This window comes from Achromobacter sp. RT286_PF, from assembly GCF_059760425.1.
Genome location: NZ_JCBAMR010000004.1, coordinates 193,032 through 215,113 on the forward strand (window position 1 = coordinate 193,032; position 22,082 = coordinate 215,113).

Annotated in this window: 18 protein-coding genes; 5 read left to right on the forward strand and 13 right to left on the reverse strand. The window is 55.9% G+C overall.

All coding sequences use genetic code 11. From position 1 onward, the window contains the following. Window positions 1-5 precede the first annotated feature (5 nt). From AC6LJY_RS06080 to AC6LJY_RS06100, 5 genes are all read left to right on the forward strand, one after another. Window positions 6-2,444: a glycosyltransferase family protein gene (locus AC6LJY_RS06080; RefSeq protein ID WP_498135486.1), complete on the forward strand. Its 2,439-nt coding sequence runs from the start codon at window positions 6-8 to the stop codon at window positions 2,442-2,444. After that, on the forward strand, window positions 2,428-3,456 hold the full coding sequence (locus AC6LJY_RS06085; protein ID WP_498135487.1) for a glycosyltransferase family 2 protein: 1,029 nt from the start codon (window positions 2,428-2,430) through the stop codon (window positions 3,454-3,456). The genes AC6LJY_RS06080 and AC6LJY_RS06085 overlap by 17 nt, the downstream gene beginning before the upstream one ends. Before the next feature lie 116 nt (window positions 3,457-3,572). Beyond that, window positions 3,573-4,412: a class I SAM-dependent methyltransferase gene (locus tag AC6LJY_RS06090; RefSeq protein WP_498135488.1), complete on the forward strand. Its 840-nt coding sequence runs from the start codon at window positions 3,573-3,575 to the stop codon at window positions 4,410-4,412. Between the two features lie 75 nt (window positions 4,413-4,487). Continuing rightward, window positions 4,488-5,420, forward strand: a complete 933-nt coding sequence (locus AC6LJY_RS06095) for a GNAT family N-acetyltransferase (protein ID WP_498135489.1) — start codon at window positions 4,488-4,490, stop codon at window positions 5,418-5,420. A gap of 42 nt (window positions 5,421-5,462) precedes the next feature. Beyond that, window positions 5,463-6,308, forward strand: coding sequence for a polysaccharide deacetylase family protein (locus AC6LJY_RS06100; protein ID WP_498135490.1), 846 nt, complete (start codon window positions 5,463-5,465; stop codon window positions 6,306-6,308). On the opposite strand, the gene AC6LJY_RS06105 is transcribed toward AC6LJY_RS06100, so the two are convergent. From AC6LJY_RS06105 to AC6LJY_RS06165, 13 genes are all read right to left on the reverse strand, one after another. Then, a complete protein-coding gene (locus AC6LJY_RS06105; RefSeq protein ID WP_498135491.1) occupies window positions 6,305-7,894 on the reverse strand; it encodes a GMC oxidoreductase in 1,590 nt (529 codons plus the stop codon). The two genes, AC6LJY_RS06100 and AC6LJY_RS06105, sit on opposite strands and share 4 nt — an antisense overlap. Beyond that, the gene (locus AC6LJY_RS06110; protein ID WP_498135492.1) at window positions 7,891-9,171 is read right to left on the reverse strand and encodes an NAD-dependent epimerase/dehydratase family protein; all 1,281 of its coding nucleotides are present in this window, start codon (window positions 9,169-9,171) and stop codon (window positions 7,891-7,893) included. The genes AC6LJY_RS06105 and AC6LJY_RS06110 overlap by 4 nt, the downstream gene beginning before the upstream one ends. A 52-nt stretch (window positions 9,172-9,223) precedes the next feature. Beyond that, window positions 9,224-9,589 (reverse strand): GtrA family protein, encoded by a 366-nt coding sequence (locus AC6LJY_RS06115; protein WP_498135493.1) that lies wholly within the window; start codon window positions 9,587-9,589, stop codon window positions 9,224-9,226. Then, the gene (locus AC6LJY_RS06120; RefSeq protein WP_485813279.1) at window positions 9,589-10,380 is read right to left on the reverse strand and encodes a methyltransferase domain-containing protein; all 792 of its coding nucleotides are present in this window, start codon (window positions 10,378-10,380) and stop codon (window positions 9,589-9,591) included. Before AC6LJY_RS06120 ends, AC6LJY_RS06115 begins: the two co-directional genes overlap by 1 nt. Before the next feature lie 26 nt (window positions 10,381-10,406). After that, window positions 10,407-11,483: a rhamnan synthesis F family protein gene (locus AC6LJY_RS06125; RefSeq protein ID WP_498135494.1), complete on the reverse strand. Its 1,077-nt coding sequence runs from the start codon at window positions 11,481-11,483 to the stop codon at window positions 10,407-10,409. A 28-nt stretch (window positions 11,484-11,511) separates the two neighbouring features. Next, on the reverse strand, window positions 11,512-12,444 hold the full coding sequence (locus AC6LJY_RS06130; RefSeq protein ID WP_498135495.1) for an NAD-dependent epimerase/dehydratase family protein: 933 nt from the start codon (window positions 12,442-12,444) through the stop codon (window positions 11,512-11,514). After that, window positions 12,441-13,700, reverse strand: coding sequence for a glycosyltransferase family 4 protein (locus tag AC6LJY_RS06135; RefSeq protein WP_498135496.1), 1,260 nt, complete (start codon window positions 13,698-13,700; stop codon window positions 12,441-12,443). The genes AC6LJY_RS06130 and AC6LJY_RS06135 overlap by 4 nt, the downstream gene beginning before the upstream one ends. Further along, complete coding sequence (locus AC6LJY_RS06140) at window positions 13,697-14,698, reverse strand: glycosyltransferase family 2 protein (protein WP_498135497.1); 1,002 nt, start codon at window positions 14,696-14,698, stop codon at window positions 13,697-13,699. Before AC6LJY_RS06140 ends, AC6LJY_RS06135 begins: the two co-directional genes overlap by 4 nt. Before the next feature lie 57 nt (window positions 14,699-14,755). After that, entirely contained in the window at window positions 14,756-15,301 is a 546-nt protein-coding gene (rfbC, locus tag AC6LJY_RS06145) for a dTDP-4-dehydrorhamnose 3,5-epimerase (protein ID WP_498135498.1), read from the reverse strand. A gap of 192 nt (window positions 15,302-15,493) precedes the next feature. Then, window positions 15,494-16,627: a glycosyltransferase gene (locus AC6LJY_RS06150; protein ID WP_498135499.1), complete on the reverse strand. Its 1,134-nt coding sequence runs from the start codon at window positions 16,625-16,627 to the stop codon at window positions 15,494-15,496. A gap of 42 nt (window positions 16,628-16,669) precedes the next feature. After that, window positions 16,670-19,645: a methyltransferase domain-containing protein gene (locus AC6LJY_RS06155; protein ID WP_498135500.1), complete on the reverse strand. Its 2,976-nt coding sequence runs from the start codon at window positions 19,643-19,645 to the stop codon at window positions 16,670-16,672. A 95-nt stretch (window positions 19,646-19,740) separates the two neighbouring features. Further along, window positions 19,741-21,042, reverse strand: coding sequence for an ABC transporter ATP-binding protein (locus AC6LJY_RS06160; protein WP_498135501.1), 1,302 nt, complete (start codon window positions 21,040-21,042; stop codon window positions 19,741-19,743). Then, window positions 21,032-21,850 carry an ABC transporter permease gene (locus AC6LJY_RS06165; protein WP_498135502.1) on the reverse strand — a complete coding sequence of 273 codons (819 nt, stop codon included), beginning with the start codon at window positions 21,848-21,850 and terminating at the stop codon, window positions 21,032-21,034. The genes AC6LJY_RS06160 and AC6LJY_RS06165 overlap by 11 nt, the downstream gene beginning before the upstream one ends. Window positions 21,851-22,082: the final 232 nt, after the last annotated feature.

Below are 22,082 nucleotides of genomic sequence, written 5' to 3' on the forward strand. Positions count from 1 at the left end.
CGTTAGTGCAAAGCCCATTCAACGGTATTACCAAGGGTCTCGCTTGGACAATACTTTTCGCAATCACCTTGTTTGCGCCACTTTATTTGTGGCAAGAGCCAGCCTGGCCGCCCTTCGCTCAATATGATGGCGCCATATGGACGGCTGGCGTTTTAACCATCGGAATGCTTCTGTGCGTATTGACGCGACGCCATGCAAATGTCGTATCGCTCGCCATCGTGCTTGGATGGCTCGGCTTGGGCGTTGGGCTCGACAATCTGGCGATCATCGGCGCGTGGGCTATCAGCGCATGGGCACTGGGTGGAGTCTTGCTCGGCCGCATCCATAAGGAACCCGACTACGCACTCAACCATCCGCTGGAGTCCGTCGTGCTGGGCGTAGCGCTTTGGATTGGCGTGTGGAGCCTCATGCTTCACTACCGGGTTAATTATCGCGGAGTCTATTGGGGTCTGTGCGCGATCGCGCTAGCTCCTCTTTTCCGATATTCAGCAGGCCAGTACCAGCATGCCATCAACAATCGGCTCCGAGTCGCTGGGGAATGGATAAGGGCTATTCCGCCATGGGCATGGTTGCCTGGGCTGGCCGCCATCGGCTGGGTATTGCGCTGGAGCGGTTTTCCAAGTCTGATGTTCGACGATCATGCAATGCATCTACGCTTGTGGACCAGTTTTTCCACGCAGCATAAGGCTGAACTTGATCCCACTGGCCAAATCTGGTCGCTTGCGCCATTTGCTTCCGATTTGGTGCATGCAGCGCTATCGTTGATGGCGGGCATGGACCTCCGCGGCGCATGGAATTTGGGGCTTGCACTGTCACTCTTGTCCATGACCGCAGTCCTGCTTCATCGGGCCCGCGTGCGTCCCCCCGTGCAATGGCTTCTTCTCGTCCTGTTGGCCAGCACGCCCATGCTTGGCGTGCTGCTGCTATCACTGCAGACCGAATTGGCGTTGGCGGTAATTGCAATGGCTGCCATGGTGCTCATTGGCGGCGCTACCAAGGGAGGTCCCACCCACGCATGGGGCGTACTGGCTTGTGGCGCCTTGTGCGTCGCCGTGAAGCTGCCCGCCGCTGCACTGGGCGTGCTTTGCATCGTCACGCTTCTCCTGCGTACCGGCCTGGGCAACATACTTCCGCGACGGGAAGGGGCCATCTGGGCGTTGATGACGCTGCTGATTCTGAGTTTTGCGGCTCTGCATAACTATGCGTTTGCGTGGAAAGTCACCGGAAACCCCGTATTTCCGCTCTACAACGCGATCTTCAAATCACCTTTTTTCAGTCCTGAGAATTTCATTGATACGACTTGGACTAAGGGATTCTCGCTTCATAGCTACGTAAGTGCTTTCTTTAATACATCGGATTACTTTGAATCGACGAACTACGTTGCGGGCTGGCAATACCTGTTCCTGCTTCCGTTCACGCTGATATTTTTAGCGCTCAAAGGCAGTTCCCGCCTACTTCGCTTGACGCTGATTCCGATACTCGGATTCGGTTTTATTATGTTCGCCGCCATTCAATATTGGCGATATCTCTTCCCGGTTATGCCGCTTGCCGTGGCGACCATGGCCGTACTGTTTACTGAACGGCACCGCATTTTGCGCATCCTTTTTCTCGCAGTGGCACTTATCTGTATTGCGCTGAATCTGTACGCCTTCCGCGGTATTTCCTGGTTGATGCAAGGGGCGGCGCAATCCGCATACACTGCTGAAGGCCGTGACAGGCTCGCCACTAATTATGCGCCTGCCATCAAGCTGAACGATAAGATCAATAGCATTGCCCCTGGCGCGCGGGTTCTCTACCCAATGGAGACTCCTTACGGTGCTACGCTACATGGCGCGCCTTTGTATGTGAACTGGTACACGCCGAGCCGCGCTGCGCAGTTCAAGGCAATCAAGAGCCCCCAAGCGGCTGCAGACTTTCTCGCCGCCGAAAAAGTCGAATTCGTTATTACAAACCAGGCAAATGCCGAAACAGGCGCTACTCCCGCTGCTCTGTTGCGGGAATACCTTGCCAACCATGGCAGAGCCATCGAGCAGTCCGGGTCGCTTGTTCTATATCGAGTCGGCACTGAAAAGCTACGCTACAACGATGGCTTCAGTCTTCAGACGGCACTCGCTACTGCCGGAACGGACGATGCCGGGAACACCAAGCGGACGATTGAGGCCAACATCCAGCCAAAGTCTTTCAACTGGTTCTCGACAGGCATTGCAAACCAGATCAAGTACACAGTACAACTACGTTGCACCAGCAATAAAGGGTACTTCGTTGCCCAGGTGAACTGGGATAGCGGCAATCCTTATTATCGACTTATAGCCTGCCGCGCGGAGAGCTTTACGTTCTCTGAAGCAGTTGTAGTGCCCGTGGGTGCGCGTCAAGGGCTACCCTACATTACTACCCGCGATGACACCTCCGCAGTCGTGGAGGACTTGCATGTGGAACTCTATTGATATGACCCAGACCCGAGTCGACCCGCGCATTGCGGTTGTTATCCCTTCATACAAGGTGACCCGCCATGTTTTAGGGGTCATCGCCCGCATCGGTCCGGAATGCAATCGCATTTATGTGGTGGACGACGCATGCCCCGAAGGTAGCGGTCGCTATGTTGAAGAAAACTGCGACGATCCCCGTGTACGTGTCATTTTTCATGAGCAGAACAAAGGTGTCGGAGGAGCGGTAATCACCGGGTACCGCGCAGCGATCGAAGAAGATCAGGATATCGTTGTAAAGATTGACGGCGATGGGCAAATGGATCCCGCCCTGCTTCCGGATTTTGTCGAACCGATAATCAGCGGCGAAGCCGATTACACCAAAGGCAATCGTTTCTACGATCTTGAAGAAATACATGGCATGCCGAAGATAAGATTATTTGGCAATGCCATGCTTTCTTTCATGGCGAAATTTTCGTCTGGCTATTGGGATCTTTTTGATCCCACCAATGGCTATACGGCTGTTCACGTAAATGTGCTGCGCCGCCTGCCGTTGCACAAGCTGAGTCAGCGGTACTTTTTTGAAACTGACATCCTTTTTCGCCTGAATATCGTACGCGCCGTCGTAGTGGATGTCCCCATGGATGCCAGTTATGGGGACGAAGTCAGCAATCTGAAAGTCTCCAAGATCATTGGAGAGTTCATGGCAAAGCACCTACGAAATGCGTGCAAGCGGATTGCCTATAACTATTATCTCCGCGATATGTCGCTGGCCTCACTCGAACTGCCGATGGGCATATTTCTTGTCCTGTTCGCTATGTTTTTTGGCGGCTCGAACTGGATTGCTTCAGCCAGTCACAATACTTCCGCACCCGTCGGAACCATCATGCTCGCGACGGTTTCCCTGCTGATGGGAGTGCAGTTCCTGCTTGCATTTGTTGGTCACGACGTAGCACAGGTGCCCAGAAGAATCATTCACCGTCAAACTCGTTTTGCCAAAAGTAGAACGCAACTCAATAATTCGACTAAATAATTCGACGGGTAAGCTCGATGTATAGTTAGATTTGCTAAATTTGCGTGGTGTTTGCGTAAATTTTTAGTTTCTGTAGTTTCGCTTTTTCGCATGCCATATTTAGTGGAACCATTAAAATGAACACGCTAAAGCCTGACCAGAGAGTAAAGTTTAAGTGCAATATCTGTAGCGCAGCAAACGAGGTTATCTCCACCATCCTTACCCGGGAGGAGGCATCGTGTTCCGGTTGCGGCTCAACAGTGCGCATGCGCGCCATGGTTCAAATATTGACCGCCGAGCTGTTTGGCGAAAGCATGTCCATAGATGATATTTCGCCCCCACGGCCGGACATAGTGGGAATCGGAATGAGTTGCTGGGATGGGTATGCCAATCGCTTGGCGCACAAATTAAAGTACATCAACACCTATTACCACCAAGAGCCATTTCTGGATATCACCAACGTCGGTGGAAAAATGACGGAATCATTGGATTTCGTCGTTTCGACGGATGTATTCGAACATGTCGCGCCCCCCATTTCGATAGCATTTACAAACACCAGGCGGCTTCTAAAAGAAAATGGTGTCTTCATCATATCGGTCCCGTTTGATCGACCGGGCGAGGCCAATGCGGAGACTAGAGAATGGTTCCCGAACCTTCATGATTGGAAACTTGAGGAAGTTGACGGGCAATGGGTGTTGCATAACGTCACTCGGCACGGTACGGTCGAAAGGTTTGATAATCTTTGCTTCCATGGGGGGCCGGGCACCACGCTGGAGATGCGACTATTTTCAGAGGCGTCATTAATCCGCGAGCTGATTTCAGCCGGTTTTAACGACATTACAATCTATAGCAAACCACATCTGGATTTGGGGATTCACTGGCCAAATCGATGTTCTATACCAATTGCCGCACGCGTGACTCCGCCTCGATTTTCTTTTTTTAAACGGGCAAGGCCGCCCGTCATTCGAACAGCTTAATCAGCCGTCAGATACGAAATGGGCGGTCCATTTCGGACATGACCCGATACCGCCTTTTTCCTCGAATTTTTCCCTATGACCGATACGACTCCCACACTTCAGAATCAAATGCAGCTGCTGAACCGTGTGTTCCCCGACAGCGCATTTTCTCATGAGTATTTGGAGTGGCTTTATTTTTCTGCTCCAGACGGCCACCATATCCCGAGCGATTATTTTGAGGACGGCGAACTTCTCGGGCACTATACGGTGGTGCCTCAAGCCTGGAGATTCGGACGGGAAATCAAGTCCCTCGCGCTCTCTCTCAACACTGCCGTCCACGAAAAGGCGCGCGGCAAGGGGCTTTTTACAAAGCAGGCCGAAGAGTCCTACGCGAAAGCCGCCGAGCAGGGTGTTCAAGCCATTATCGGCGTCGCCAACGCCAACTCCACCCCGGGCTTCCTCCGCCGGCTAGGTTTCAAACTTGTCTGCCCGCTGCCGGTCATTGCCGGTGCTGTTTTTCCCATGGGCAGAGGGGACGCAGTTTCCCATCGCGCGACGCCGCAGTTTTTGCAGAGTCAGGAGTTCAACGCGATCTGCACGGCTATTGAGGCCGGCCAGGCCATGACGGGCACCGTCCAAAACTGGACCGGCGACAAGTTGCGTTGGAGGCTATCCAGCCCCCGCGCCAAGTATGCCGTTCACACGCATCGCACTGGTACGCTTGTCACGACCTCCGCGCCCTTGGCAGCCGGCATTCCCGCCGTCATGGCACTGAAGTTCCTTCCGCACTCACCTGCGCAACAGGTTGATAGCAAAGCACTGCTGCGCAAAGCTGCCGGCTTCCACCGTAGCCCGTTTTTCGTTTATTCGGGATTCAACGCGCAAGCGTCACCTCGCGGACTGCCTCTTCCGCGTCGCCTTCTGCCCTCGCCGCTCAATCTCATCTACCGACGGCTGGATGATTCAATGCCTAGCCCGGAAGAGGTCAGCTTCAGCACCTTCGAATTTCTGGACTTCGATGCGTATTGACGCATAGCAATCAGTCCTCTCTCTACCCAATCCCAGCCAACGATGACCAAAAACGTCCTTTTTACGCTCGACCTGGAAGACCATCTTGGCCGATACGACAGTACAAGCAGATATCCGGACGTGACTCGTCGGGTGATGGGAAGTTTGGCGGAACGGAATATCAAAGGCACCGTCTTCACGGTTGCGCGGATAGCCGAGAAGGAGCCCGGATTGTTGCGGGAAATCGCCTCGTTGGGCCATGAGATCGCCTGTCACAGCCTGGATCACACTCCCTTGGACAAGCAATCACCCAAAGATTTGCGAGACAGCACGGCCCGTGCCAAACATATCCTGGAAGATTGCGTTGGCAAAGAGATAACCGGATTCCGCGCGCCAATCTTTTCCCTTGTCGAACGCACCGCTTGGTTCGTAGACGATTTGCGCAAGCTGGGATTTACTTACTCGTCAAGCGTCATGCCGACGCGATCGCCGCTATATGGCTTTCCCAACACGCCGCAAGAACCCTTCAAATGGCAAAATGGCCTGGTCGAACTTCCCTGCCCCGTGGGCAAGCTGGGAAGTGCCAGGTTGCCCTATCTGGGCGGCTTTTATCTTAGGTATATGCCGCAAGGGGTAATCAATAGGCTGCTGCGCCAGGCGTCAGATACGTCGTGCCTCTGGACCTACTGCCATCCCTATGACTTCGACGACAAAGAGCCATTCGCACAAATCTCTGGCGCCGCCCTGTGGACAAGTGTGTTGTTGTGGTTCAACCGGCGCAATACCATGCAGAAAATTCTGAGCGTGGTTGACGCACATTCTTCAACGACGCTCGATGCCTGGGTCTCCAGTTTCTCGCATACGCTGCGGACCTTCGACTACACGCCCAAGCCAGCTGAAGGACGCTAGGCGCGCCCTGCGACCAGATCGGCGGCCAACCGCCGCCCGATGCGATCAGCGTTAGCCATTATCGTCAGTGTGTGGGGTTTGGCCGGCAGATTGGAGAGGCTCGCACCGTCCACAATGTGCAGCCCCTGCACCCCGCAAACTTCGCCCCACGGATCGGTCTGCCCCGGTTCGGGGCGATGACGCATAGGGAACGAGGCAGCGTAGTGAATGTCGGAGCCCGGGCGCCCGATGGTGAAGCTCCGAGGCAGCACCCAAGCCCCAAGGCGGCGGAACTCCGCCCGCAGCTGCTTGGCAGCATCCGCGATCAAGTTCGGCACCTCGTCATCGTACTGTCCGGCGACATGCAAACTGTCATTGCGCAAGGAGAGCGTTGCCTTCGTCAGACGCCCCGGCAGGAATAAATTTCCCACGGCGCAAGAGCTCAATAAAGAGGACAGCACGTCGACACCAAAGCGCTTTCCGAGTGGCATGAATTTCGAAAATTCTGCCATCGGAATGCCGGTCGTGTCGAAGAGCGCCCCATAGCCTTTGTGTCGGCCATCTCCGATGTACAGCGTGTATGCCAGTTGCCCCAACCCGAAGGCGGGCGAGCGGCTCCGCCCCCATACGCGGGGAACCCAAACCATAAACGCTGCCGTGGGACAGGATTGCATCCCCACCGAGGATATGTTGTCCGTTGCCATCAATGCAAGGCGCGTAGACGCAATGGTCCCGGCGGCGAGCAAGACGCGACGCGCGCGCCAGCTTTGCTTTCCCGTGCCGTCATCGCCCTGCACCACCATGCATCCCGAATCACGCAGCACCCGCTCGACGACAAACCCCGGGAGATAAGAAAAATTGGCATACCGCTGCAATAGACGCAGGTCCTCGGTCGCGGAGTACAACGATCGCCGGGAACACCCCCACATACACGAGCCTGATAGGTCGCACGCCTGCCTGCCGTCTTTCGCTTGCGTCAGGACTGCGGAGCGCGCTCGCCCCATGCGAAATCCCGCGGCGACCGAAGCCTGCCGATGCATTTCATATCGCGCAAGCAGTCTGCTTTGCAAAGGGTCTAGCGCCACGGGCGGTTGTGCATACTGATCCAGCCCAAGTTCGGACGACAGGTCGTCCTGGGCTGCGCCGCTCACCCCTATTCTCAATGCCACAGCTTCATAGGAAGCATCAAGCGCCTGGTGTGGAAATGGGAAATCCGATAACTCGTCAGCAGATAGCTTGGCCACGCCACAGCCCCAAGCATTCGAGAGCCCGCCTCTGGCCAAGGAGCCGACGGCAATGAAGGATTCAGCTTCGATCCGATTGACGCGAGCATAATCCTCGAATACATACGCCTGAGTGGGCGTCCGGAATTTTGGTGAAATCGCGCCATCATGACGTAAGGCGTGGAAATCCGAACCGAGTATCCAATCGAACTGATCGCGTTGCCGCTGACGCAGGTCCAAGAACTGCCCACTGGGCGCAGGGACAGGCGGGATCTTTCCGCCATCGACCATCAGAACGCGCAGTCCAGCTTCAAGCAAAGGGAAGGCCGCCGAGACGCCGGCCGGACCACTTCCCACAAGAACGACGTCAAAATCCTGATTCACTCTCGCTGGCCCCTCTTGCCCTTCAAACCGACGATCAAGGGAATCACGAGCAGCTTGCCCAATCGCGCAAGTGCCTCACTCGCAATCGCCCGGCAGACATAAAACGCCTTGACCAGCCCGCCTTGTCGTCGCTCACCCAACCATAGAAATCGACGAGCCCCCTGAGGGTTGGCTTCGGCCAGCGTCACCGCCGCGTTGAACCGCCAAGCCAACTCCTCCCGCAGGTCATCCTGCAGCGACGCCCCGCCTTCCAACAAGGCAAGCAACGAGGGACGGCGCAGCGCCCAGGAAGGCAGGTCGAGCGCACCAACGGTGCGCAAGCTTTCAACAACGCGCACATATCGACGTATCAATTCACCGGTGGGTTCCTCGCGCAGGACATACGTCAACATCGCTCGCCCTTCCTCTATTAGCCAGCGGCGGCGTGCAGAACCTGAGTAAGTCATGCCACTGGCCAGTGGCCTGGGCGTGATGCCAAGTCGGTCCAGATCGGCCGCCGTTTGCATCAAGGGCAGCGCAAACAGGGAAAGCAGACGATCCAAGCCTATCCGGCGACTGCTTTCCGCACCCAGCACCGCGATGGCCGCCTTGACCAACACCACAGGAACTGGAACAAAGACGCGCTTGCGCCTGATACGTCCGTGCGCGATCGCTGACAAAAAGGTGGTGAAGGTGATGGGATCGGGCTCGGCGATCTGGAAGATTCCAGATTGTGGTCGACGTTCAAGGCAACTCAACAACGCCAGCACCAAATCATCAACATGCACCGGTTGGACGCGCGGTGCAGGTACAAACGCGGGAAGTATGGGGAGCCGTCGCACGACATTCACAAGGACGCCGAATAGGCCGGCCTCGCTGCCGCCATAGACCTGTCCGGGGCGCACCACCCAGCCACGCTGCGCCAACACCGATTGCTCGATCTTCCATTTGTTCCGCCCATAAGCGGTGGGCGCATCCGAACGCGCCGTTTGGCTGGAAACGAACAACACCGGCACGCCGGCGCGTGCCGTGGCGTCGAGCAGCGACTGCCCGGCGACAACTTCCCTGTCTTCGAGCTCAGCACTGGACGATGTCACCACCGCCAGGTGAAGCACTGCATCCAGACCATCTGGCAGCTCGACCGCCTGAGGATTGGTCAGGTCGAAATGCACCCAGTCAATGTCCATGTCCGAGGGACGCTTACGACCTGACACCACCACTTGGTGTCCACGCTTTACGGCAGCGGCGACCAATCGCCGTCCGATGTAGCCGGTCGCTCCGGTAATCAACAACTTCATTGAGGGGTCCCCAGGAGCCGACGACAAGGCCACGTATGAAGCAAGTGCGCTCTCACAAGAACACGAACCGCTTGCTCAGCCAATAGCTAAGAAATACGCAAATAACATCGGAAAAGAACTTAGCGAGTACCGGCCAAGCCACCACCTGCAGCACACCGTGCAAGATGAAGGCAGACAAGGGCAAGTTCAAACCCAGCAGCGCGAAGTAGGTCACCGCCTGCCGCCAGGTCCGATCCGAATCGCTCACGCGAAAAGTGAAAACCCGATGAACAAAAAAACCAAACAAGCCTGCGCAGAGCTTACTTATGATGTTCGCCACCAAAATCGGCGTGAGCAGGTACTTGCTGAGCAACACAAAACCGCCCATGTCTATGACATAAGCGCCGATCTGAACTGATACGTAACGAGCAAATCGCATCAGATCTCTTTGCGCAAAACAACCACATGATGCAGTCCGAGCAGGCGCGAGAACGGCTTCAACGCACCCTGAATTCCGGAAAGCAGGGGAAGCGCTCCGTCCGGCCATAGCTGGCGAAAATTCAGCCCACCGGAAAGGAGATAAGGTAAATAGTTATTGCACACTTCCTCGTGGACAATGCGCAGCTGTGGAAACTTTTGTTCGAACATCTTTCTATCGCGTTTAAAAACTATATAGCTCAAGGCTTGATTGGCGCCATTCATCGGCCCCGCCACTGGGGTTTCCCAGGACGGAAATTTCTTGTCATAACCTTCGGTACTAAACAGGCGCTTGAACGTAAAGGCTGCTGCAGGCCCGTAATATGGCTCAAGCAGAATGCACCCGCCCCCTTCCGGCAGAACCCGCAACAATTCGTTAAAAAAACGATCGGGATGGGGAAAATGATGAAAACAATTTTGTCCGAATATCGCTCTCACGGACCGATCGGGAAAATCCATCTCTTCAGCATTCACCACCCGATCAAGATGGGGCCCATGGACAATATCTGTAGCAAGAACATCGGGATAGCTATCTCGAATGGGGGCAACGCCGGCCCCTAGTTCGACACGCAAACCCGACGCAGTGAGAAAGCGACGATCCAACCGCTCAAACGTATGATGAAAACTGTTGAACACGGCTTGCAGCATGGGTTTTCGCGCCAAAATCTGACTATGGATCAACAGTCGGTCACCGCCGTCCACATTCATATCCTTCACGCTTGAATCGCGTAGATAATCCGCAAGCCAGTTCATGTTCTCACTCAGTCAGAATCACATTTTTAGGATTTCCGCTTCACTGTAGTCACCTTCGACCCCAGTAATGATCGGTACACGCGTGACATGCCTTGCTCAATATCGACGATGCTGTGAACTGGTACGATCGTCGAAGGTAAAGGATAAGAATTTCGCAACACCACCTTGGCCCATTTATAGCCCGCCCCCTCAAGACTGTAGAGGAAGGCCCGTTCTATCGCGTGGGCGAGGGTGCCGTCGGTTTGCCCAGCCTCATCGGGAAAACTGTCAAAAGTCAGATTCAATCCCAGCAAAGGCTTCAAAGCGTCGGTTCGGCACCAAAACATGGACCCCGAGGGGCACTCAAGATACGCGTCTGCTTCTACCGCGACACCAAGCGGCTCCAGCAGCGCGCGCGTAGGCTCAAAGTTAGGACCCCAGGCAAGGTGATTTCGCAAGGGGAAGAAATGCTGTGGAAATACCATGCCAATCCGATCTTGGCGCAAGAGCTCAAGATTGGACGCAACGATCTCCGGGGACCCAAGTAGATGATCGTACAGATAGTCACGCCAGGGCGCCAACATCTCGCCCCCATGCGGGGACTTCTTAGTGTGCAGACTGAGCGCGACATCGTACCTGCTGTAGACATCGGCAAAGCCCACTAGCTTGGGCGCAATATCCCGTCCCCGATTCTCGAACACCCGGACTTCGACGGAGCCTCCCGCATAGTCAAGCATCGCGGCTTCGATGATGTTGCGCTTCTCATCGGATGTGGTCGAAATGTAGACATCGAGCTGACCGGGCACCCTTTCGAGATAGCTTCGAATTTGCGGCACCAGTTCGGGGTAAAAGGCGTGGACGACCGCACAGATGCGTAGCGATGGATCGCGACTGACGGGATACGCAAAAGGAACTTCGAATGCAAAATCGTCCGCATCGCTTGGGCGATTGGGAATCGGTCCCGACAAAGCGTGGCCGCGCACAGCAGCCGAAAAGAGGCGCTTGAACCCACCAACGCCTTCTTTTTGATACATGCGGACAGTTTTGCGGAGCAAGCCTGGCAGCCCGCCTCCAGACGTGCCCAAGGCACCCATCGTCCGCAACGCACGAAAATACTTCTTCATTTTTTCAATTCGAATTCGATCGCCGGGCCTAGGAAAGGCTGCGCATCCAGTCCCAGGTCAACTGCATCCCGGACAAGAAGTCGTGTTGTGGCTGCCAGCCCAATTCCCGACGCGCCAGCGTAATGTCGAGGATGCTGCGCGGCACGTCAATTGCGCGGGCTGCGCCGTACTGAACCGGAATTGTCAGCCCCGAAACATGTTCGATTGCTTCGACGATCTCGGTCAGGCTGCGGCCCTCGCCCCTGCCAACGTTAAACACCCGCGAAGGGCCTTCATGCGTCGCCGCCGCGAGCATAGCCGAGATCACATCGTCGATGAAGATGTAATCGCGCACAATCGATCCGTCACCCCAGACATTGATCGACTCACCCCGCAGCGCGTGACGCATGAATGCAGCAATTACGCCCTGATTCTTGATAGCAGTCTGATACGGTCCGAATGGGTTGGCGACACGAAGTATTCGGTACTCCAATCCATAAAGGTGGTGATAAAGATGTAGATATTTTTCAACGGAGAGCTTCGTGACGCCATAGGCCGTAATCGGTGACGTTGGCGCACTTTCCGGCGTGGGGATCCGTTGCGGAATGCCGTATATCGTCCCACCGGAGGAGATATAAACAATGCGGCGTACGCCTTCCGCGCGACAGGCATCGAGCAGGCGCAACGTCCCCGCAACGTTGGCATTCAAGTCGCCAATCATATCGAGATTCGCACTAGCGGGTGTCGTGGCCGTCAACAAGTGAAAAACGGTATCGCAACCCGCTACCACCTCCGCGACCTTATCGGTATGCTCGAAATCGCCCGAAATCCACTCGATACCGCTAACGGCCGGTGGAAATGAAAGTCGTCGGCTGAAAATCTTCATTCCCGCCACGCGGCCCTGCAATGCCCGGCACAGATTGGTGCCGATAAAGCCCCCTCCGCCAAGAATCGCGCAGCGAGATTGCGACAGGTCGATCATGTCGGCGCCGCCATCATTCGAGAGGAAGAATCCTCGTTGGGGGATTCAACAATATGGTGCAGGATGTCCGCCATGCGACGCCCCTCGACTGTCCAGTCCGTCGTGGCGGCAAGGCGCAAGCCGCCTTCACGCAAGCGAGCAGCCTCTGAGGGATCTTCGAGAATGGAGCTGATCGCATCAGCCAGGCCCTCGATTGTGGGTGCTTCAAGACGAGCATTTTCCTCTGTCAGCAGCCATTGCGTGCACGCGGCACGGTTGCTGACCACCGGAACGCCACACGCCATCAGCTCTAGCGGCAGCAGGGAAAGATTGGTGAACGACAGCACCAATGCGACATCGCAACTGTTGTACAGCTCGCTCAATTTGGCAAGGTCGACGATATCGCTATCAACATGCTTGAACGGAATCTCCCATTGCCCCAAACGGCCCCCGGCCAGCACGGCCACGACGTCAGGATGCCGCCTGGCGACTTCATCCAGCACCGCAAGTCCCAACTCGAAGCCACGGCGCGGCGTCGAAGGTCTTGTATAGAAGAAGACGCGACGCCCCTCATGCGGGACGGGCTGCGGTCGGTATAGCTCGCGGTCATAGGAAAAGCCTACGGCGTAGGTCCGCATGCCGTACTCGCCAGCCAACTTGTCGGCTAACCAACCCCCTGCCGTTATACCGGTGAAACCAAACCGGTAGGTCTCCTCAGCCAGCGCATAGTCGGTTCCGACCGGATAGAACTGGGGCTCGAAGTCCTGCACGAAGTAGCACTTGTGCAAAGTGGATTGGAAATTCCGCACATCGTAAGCGGTATGCCAGCCAGTTGCGATCGATATGGCAGCGGGGGGAGCATTCTCTGCTCCGATGTACACCTTCGCCTTAAGCGGGAAAAACCAGCTGGCAATGTCCGCTTCCATTTGCTCTGGAGTCATGCCTGGAATATTGGTGACGGTCGATATCAGGCGACACTCGAACCCCAACGCCTCCAAATTCCGCACGAAGCGGAAAATATTCAGATGGCCACCCGACCCACGGCCAGGCCGCGGAATAAACCAGTTGACGGTATTGGACCCCGCCTGTTCGGCCTTGGACCTAGCGCCAAACGGTTGATACTTGGTGAATGCCAGTGATTCGACGACCTTTAGCTTTTTGAACGCGCTGGGGTTCAGCAAAGCGTTCAACGCTCGCAAAATCAAAGCCTTAGTCCCGTGATCTCGGCGGAACCGCCAGACACTCTCGGCACGTTTCTTGAGGATGCCAAAATTCATGATTTCTCTTCCGCTCTTACAGAAACCGACATGCCGGCCATCATGCGCCGATCCCTCGAAAGCCTATGGCGCAACCCGGCCGGCAACCTTTCGGCACGCGAACCGAGATAGTGCCCCGATACACGCATCAGATTTCGGAAAGGCATACTCAGCACCGCCAATGGGTCACGTCGGAACAACCCCTGCCCCCACGCGTAGCGGGAGTCCAACAGAGTCGCCGCTGCCCACGAGCAAAAAAGCCGGTACAACGAGGGGACCAGCGTATAGCCAAAAAGGCGAAACAGCGCATAAGCCTCGTCAAAGCTACGCTGCAAATATTCAAAGAGGGGGAAGTCGTGAGAGTGATACACCGCCCCCTCATAGGAGTAGGCTTTCTTCCACCCTTTCTTGATGACCGTTTCAGCCCAAATCTGATCCTCTGCGAAATCCACATCCGGATACGGAAACTCTTGCCAAACGCTACGGCGAATCAGCGCGTTGTTGTCCGAAAAGAAGTGCAGGAACTGCCGATAGCCGGGGTCGCGCTCATAGCGCGCACGATCATCCAACCTGACAACAGGGGTAGATTCGAAATGGGCGAAGTGCCGTTCCAAGTCACGCTTGGTGAAGGGCGATGCATCGGGGTATGCCAAATGCCTGCCGAATACCCCCGCCACCTCCGAATCCTGGTCCGCGGGCGCCACCATGGCAGCCAACCAACCATCGCTAGCGGGCAAAGCGTCATGCGTGATAAGCACGGCGAACTCACCCTCGGTTAGCGAAACCCCCAGGTTGCGCGTCTTTCCATGGCCGAATTGCTCCGGTGCAATCTCATACAGCCGAACACGCTCATCGCCAAACTGGCGAACAAACTCGACGGTGCCGTCTGTGGAACCCGAATCAATGACCAATACATCGAATTCGAAGGGCACCTTCTGATTACAGACAGCAGAAAGCACGGAGCGCAGAATGCCACCGGGGTTTTTCGTCGGAATAATGACGGAAGCCTTCTTCACCATGATATGGCGCCTCGCAGGCCGCGCGCGTCATCAACGCACGCGCTTGTGATGACTGGATCAAGCAAAAACGTCCGCCTCAAGGAACGTCAGCCCTTGCTCATCCTTTTGCGAGAGACGCGGCGTCACATCGGCGGGCCAATCTATTGCCAGAGTCGCGTCATTCCAGACAACGCACCGCTCATGTTGCGGTGCGTAGAAATCGGTCGTCTTGTAAAGAAAGTCAGCGGTTTCCGACAGGACCTGGAAGCCATGGGCAAAGCCCTCCGGAACCCACAACATGCGTTTGTTCTCTGCGCTGAGCACCTCGCCCACCCATTTTCCAAACGTGGGAGAACCTTTGCGCATATCAACAGCCACGTCAAACACCGACCCGATGGCAGCCCGAACCAACTTGCCTTGCGGTTGCACGATCTGATAGTGCAAGCCCCGCAACACACCCTGTACGGAGCGCGAATGATTGTCTTGCACGAAGTTGACTTCGCGACCTACGGCCTCATTGAATAAACGGCTGTTGAAACTCTCGAAGAAAAAACCTCTGTCGTCACCGAAAACGCGGGGTTCGATGAGCAAAACTTCCGGAATGGCGGTAGGAATGATTTTCATGGTAGTACCTCGATCTTCAACAACGACTGGACTGGCGCAGATGAAACCTCGACCAAGCAAGCCGTCTTTTCGTTTTTTGGATGGATCATGACTTTCTTCGATAACCTTTGCCGGACATAGCTGCCCCAGCGTTGGCTGGGCCTACCGTGTCGCGAACGACGCACATGGACATACGTCCGGCAGTCTTGGACGTCAGAACTTTATAAAGCGCTTGAGCTTGCGTACCAACGCCCCTATCAGCGATTTACCACCATGCGCAGCTGCCTGCTCCTGGTTCACACCATCAAATTTGCGCTTGTACGCATCCAGCTCCAGCCACAGTCTCTCGTTCTCGCTCTTGAGCGACGTTGCCCAATCCGAGATCTCCATCAGTTCGGCATGCTTTTTGGCCGCGATCCGATTTGAGAGTTCGACTGATGAAGACTGCAGGGCGGCCTCTTCCTGCCGCCGCGACTGGCGCAGCGTATCGTCCATCAACGAGACCCTGCTGCGTACCCTGGCCTGCGCAGCCTGATCTCCCGACATCGCCTGCTGCATATCCTGCTTGAGGCGCTTCCAGGCTGCTATGGCAATATCGGTATAAGTCCATGTCGCCGCATGCTTTTCGAAGAAATATGCGAGGTTTTTGAAGAATAAACCCTGATATTTCTCTGCACCCAGCTTGCTGAATGAGACGCTACCCTTGTGATACACGAAGGAGCCCTCGGAAATAAGTAGACGATATCCCGCACGTGTCGCACGCACGCACAAATCATCATCTTCGAACATTCCAATACCGAACGCCTCATCGAGCACTCCGATTTTTTCGATGAGGTCTCGACTGATTGCGACACAGAAAAAACCCAGCTTCTCCGTCTCGGAGTACGCACCGGCCTGCATCTCCAGATAGGGCGCGGTCGCCCCCACAAACGAATCAGAGGTGACATCGGGCAGGACAATGCGCTGCTCATTGCCTGCGGAATTTGTCACCGGGCCTACCATGCCTACGCTCGGATCGCTGTCCAGCGCGTCCACCAAAGGCGCAAGCCATCCTGGACCGACCAGCGTGTCGTTATTCAACAGGATCAGAACGCGCCCTTTGGCCAGGCGAATCCCGTCGTTGTTGCCGCCGGCGTACCCCTTGTTCACATCATTCAAGCAAAGCTGTACATCCGGATGCTTTGCCTGGAACTCCCGCAGGTAGGCGGCCGTACCATCGCTAGACGCGTTATCGACAACGATGAGCTCATTGCTGTTCAGGTCGGTATGCTCAAGTATCGACTCCAGGCAAGGTGCCGTGGTCTCCTGGAGGTGGTTGTAAGCCAGAACGATAATGGAAGCGTTCATGTCAGTCGCATATTGAGGGCAGCTAATAAGGGAGCAATCGACTTAACGCTTCGCAAACGCATCGGCCTGCAACAGCGCCGCGACGCGTGCATCCCATGAATTATCCTTGGCGAGCGCGATGCGTCGGGCAATCTTTTCGGGATCATCCTTTTGCGCCATAGCCGCTTCCAACTGGGCGACAAACTCCTTGCCGTTGTGCGCCAGGTAGCAATCGTCCGAATAAATCGCCAACTCTGGCAGATCTATCGACACCACCGGTTTGCCTGCGCTCAGGTATTCGTAGAACTTGACCGGATTCGTCGCCAACGTCAGCGGCACGATTTTGAATGGAATCGTGCACACGTCAAAATACGCGAAATATCCGGGCAGCTCTGCGTAGGGCTTTTCGCCAAGCAGATGCACATTTGCCAGTCCCTGCACCGGCGCCAAATCTGCACCCATCGTCGATCCGATCAACACGAAATTCCACTCGGGCTTGGCGCGGGCGCAATGAGCAAGCAGGTCCATATCGAACCAATCGGAAATGGCGCCGTAGTATCCAACGATGGGGCGATCGGCATACTTATCCAGCAGGCCATTGCGCTTGGGCTGCGCGAAATGGTCGAACTCCGTACCATTCTTGATTTGAACGGTCCGCGGATTCAAGACATGGCAGCGGTCTTGAAGGAGCAATGACGAGGCCACAACCAGGTCTGCCGCCTCGATCAGCTGCTGCTCCATCTTGATTGCATCCGCTGAATTGGTGAAGAAACCCGCGTGATCGTCCATGCAATCAAAGACTACTGTCCCGCCCAAGGCCTCTTTCAGCCGCTGCGCGACCGGCCACCACCCCGGGAACTGAACCAAATAATGAATCGACGCGGGTTTTGCATGACGGATAAGTTGCGTCAGCGACGTGGCCAGGTTATCAAGGTCCTCGCCGGACAGTACGTTGGCATAGACGTTGATCGGATCTCGCGACTGCAAGCGAATCTGGAAAATATCCTTGTCCAGAACGTCCACCCCAAGCGCTCCGGCCGCCTCGGCTCCCGAGACAAATTTCCGACCAAGCGGGTCCAGATTCATCGATAAATAGCATGCCGCGTAACCGTGGTCACGCAGCCCGGATACGATGTGCTGGGGCCGCTGCCAACGAAAGTCCCAATTGATGATCGGAAATGCCAGCACGAGGCGTTCGCTATTGCGCGCCACTGCCTGCGCGACGACATCCAATCTCGCGCGGGCCTGCTGCTTGGCCTTGTGGCCGCGAGCGAGGCGCACGACGTCGCCAACAGGTGTTGCCGCCAAGCGCCTCCGCGCCGCCGCCTTCATCAGGCGCATGCCAAGACGAACACTACCGCGCTGATGGACGCTGGCGATATCGTTGAATTCACTTTGCAGATGCTGGTGGGCACTAGAGAGATTACCAAGCTCGCTCTGGAGTTGCCGATGAGCGCTGGAGATGTCGCTAATTTCAGCCTGAAGCCGAGAAACTTCCACATCGTGCTGGGCGATGGTTTCCACCAAGGACTGGGCCCAAACCGAGGTTTGATGTAGGCCGCTGCTCAGCTTGGAGACTTCCTCTTCCTTGCGCTTCAGTTCACCTACGGCCCGTTCCAGGACGCGCTGGTCGAGTTCGTCCACGATCGCGTCAAATTTGCGATCCAGATTTGCCAACTCGTCGGCAGAGGGCTCATACCGATCAGCGGGACGAGACTGCGGTTCCTTGGTAGCCGAAAGAAAAACCCGATAGTGCGGCTCGGCAAAATCCTGGTCGGCAAGCTCGCGATTGAATGCCTCGGAGGCAGCCAACACTTCAGGCTTCAGGGATTGAACGTCCCAGTAGCAGATCACCTTGGAAAGCAGGCGCTTTAACCAAGGCGTATGGCCATGCCCGACCACCGAGCAATTGAAACCCCGCGCGCGGAAACCTGCTTCCACCTTGTGCGCCGAGGGCAGTCCATACTCGTAATGTTCGTCGAGCCAGCTGTATGTCGTGCCATGTACGCGACGATATTCCTCGTTGACGTGATTGTCGGTCTCAAGACCATGCCCGTCTTCGCTCGGCGGAAATCCCAACAGCACCGCAGTGCCTGCAAGATCCATGAGTCGGCTCAGGAAAGCATCTCGGTATTGGGGCGGAACGTGCTCTAAAACGTCCACCGCGCACACGAAATCGAATTTCTTGCCATCCAGGCGCTCGGCAAACACGTTGCCGCTGACCTTGTTGACCCCTTCCTTGCCGGCTAGCAGCGGGTCGACATAGGTGACCTCGGCTTCCTCGATGAATCCGCCAAGCAAGCACTCTGGTCCGCTGCCCACGTCCAATACGCTAGAGCCACGCGTTACTCCAGAGTCCCGCAACAGTCGGGCACACGCCAGGTAACGGCTGTATTGGTCAAAAATCATGCCTTCAGAAGTCCCCCTGGCTACGGTTTCAGGCTTCAGATCTTTCGCGGCCTGCTGATTGGCCTTATTCGACACCGCATACATCGGGACGGAGCGCAGTCCTGCCATCCAGGCTTCGAGGGCCTCGTCGGAACATGTGCGCCTAACGACAACGCCCACCCCGCGCGGCATATCCTGTGCCATGTCGTCTCCGACCGAAATTAAGTCGCCCAGCGGGGAAAAGATGTCGACGAAGTCCTGATGAGAAAAGCGCCAAAAATCTGCCGGATGATCGTGGTGTTCAACTCCCGGCGAGCGTGCAGCCACCACCAGCACGCCGCCAACGCGCAAGGCAGCCGCCATCTGATGCAGAGCCCCTTGCCAATCGTGGCAGCGCTCCAGCATCCCGCAAGTGACCACCGCATCAAACGACTGGCGGCCGAACTGACTGACGATGCCCGAAGGGTCCAGCACCAGATCGACGCCGGGGCCCTCAAGCACATCTATGCCAACGTACTGGCCTTCCTGATCGGAAAAGATCTCGCGAAGCGTCCCACTCTCATCGCGGGCACCGACTTCCAATAGCCGGGCGCCCTGTTGTACGTGTGGCTGTGCCTGCCTTCCCCAAGCCTTACACCAAGCATTACACATCGCTATTCCTCAGTAAATTCTGCTATTCCGACAACTTGTCATTTGGCCGGCTTGGGCCACCTTCGATTGGTTCATTACACCGGCGGCAAAAGAAATCACGCCGGCGTGTTCATCACCGACACAGAGGTCGGCAGGTTCATCATCGCGTGGATCTGCTTCACCGACGACACCATGAACACAATCGCATTTTCCACACGATCAGCCATATTGATATCGCCCAGTTCGGTACGATACGCAACCGTGGGGCTGAACGCATAAGAGCCTGGATGCAACAGCGGCAAATCGACGGTAAACGTGACCGTCACAATGCTGCCGATCTCTTCAATCGTGATTGGCACCTTCTCCACATCACTGTGCGTGCTCGCCAGCTCGATGCCTTTCTGGGTACGGAATATGTAGCCCGCGATGAGCTTTCCGCCGCCCTCCATGGACTGATTGCGGATACTGAATCGGAGGATGACGCGAGAGCCGTGCGTGATCGCCTGGATCGGGCTCATTTTTTCGTCATAGAGGTTCACACCCATAATCGAGTATTTGCCGTCACCAATACGCTGATCGATATTGGGAATTCTCAATTCGAGCCCATCGCGTGCTGCGACAGGTGCGCTGCCATCTTCCAGAGCAGCCACCGGCTCTTCGTTCACGGTGTCGGCCTGTTCGTAGCCAAACAAAGCGGTGAGGTAGCGATCCACGACTTTCGAGGCCGTATCGAAGGCAACCATCCGGCCGTTCTCCAGCCAGATGCATTTCTCGCACAATGCCCTTACCGCGGTTGCGTCGTGCGATACGAAGAGGATCGTAGTGCCCCGTTCACGTAATTGCTCAAATCGCAACATACACCGGTGCGTGAAGTAAGCGTCGCCTACCGCCAACGCTTCGTCGACAATCAGGATATCCGGGTCAATATTGGCCTGAATCGCAAACGCCAACCGCACGTACATCCCGCTGGAGTAAGTCTTGACCGGTTGGTCGATGAAATCACCGATCTCGGCGAAGGCAAGAATGCGATCCATCTTGGACGCGATTTCCTGTCGGCTCAGGCCAAGAATCGCACCATTCAGGAAGACGTTCTCGCGCCCCGTGAATTCGGGGTTGAACCCGGATCCCAGCTCCAGCAGCGCAGCAACGCGTCCGACGGTGGTGACCTCGCCCGAACTTTGATTCAAGGTGCCGCAAATCAGTTGTAACAGGGTCGATTTTCCCGATCCGTTACGACCGACAATGCCGATCACTTCGCCTTTCTTGATTTCGAAAGAGATGTCCCGCAGCGCCCAGAATTCCTTGAAGAATTGCTTGCGGCCGCGCGTGAGCATCTGCAAGAGGCGATCACGCGGCCGTTCATAGACGTGATAGCACTTGCTGACATCGGATACCGATATTGAAATTTCAGAGGACATCGGCAAACCCCTTCCGGGTCTTCTGGAACCAGGCAAACGCCAGGCACGCAAACGCGGCAGCCGCCACGGCGTATGCCAACAGGCCCAGTGCGTTCGGCTGGTTACCAAAAAAAGCCACGGCGCGGACTTGCTCCACGATGAAAGTCAGTGGATTCAGGTACAGCAGATCCCGATATGGCTCTGGCAAGTTCTCTGGCGGGTAAAAGATGGGGGACATAAACATCACCACTGTCGTCACGATTCCGATGAATTGGGACACGTCGCGCAAGTACACACCCAGGGAAGCCAGTATCCAGCACAGCCCCAAGATGAAAAGACAAAATGGCAACAGGACGAGCGGCACGTAGAGCACCGTCAGGGGGGGCAATCCGAACAGGACGAGGTACGCCAACAGCCACACCATCAGACTTACAAACGTGTGGAACAGGGCTGCGCCCAACGTGATCCAGGGAAGGATTTCAAGTGGAAACAACACCTTCTTGACGAAGTTGGGATTACCGACGATCAGTCCTGACGCCTTGTTGAAGCACTCGGCGAACAGATTGAAAACGATCAAGCCCAAAAACAATACCAACGCGAACTCGGTGCGCGACGCACTGCCCGTATTCCAACGCGCCTTGAACACGACACTGAACACGAAGGTATAGATTGCAAGCATGATGATGGGGTTGATGAAGGTCCACATCAATCCCATGATGGAGCCCTTGTAGCGCCCAACGACTTCGCGCTTGATCGATGCGAAGATTAAATCCCCGTTACACACCCCACTCAATACAAGCGCACGCGGGCTGCTCGGAAACTGCCTCATTGTGGAAGAACCTCCATTGACGCCGCAGCGGTATCTCTGTCCATCATGCCGATGAACCACGAGCGCTGCGGGAAACACAAGGACTGGACTCGCGAGTCCAGTGCCGGATAGGAACAATTAGTCGGGGCAGCATCACGCATGCTATCCGTACCGCTCTCTCGCTGGGCCACGCATTATTTCTTCAGCTTTCCGCGTGCAAGCGAACATCGCCATTTGCCTGTCAATTGGCAAT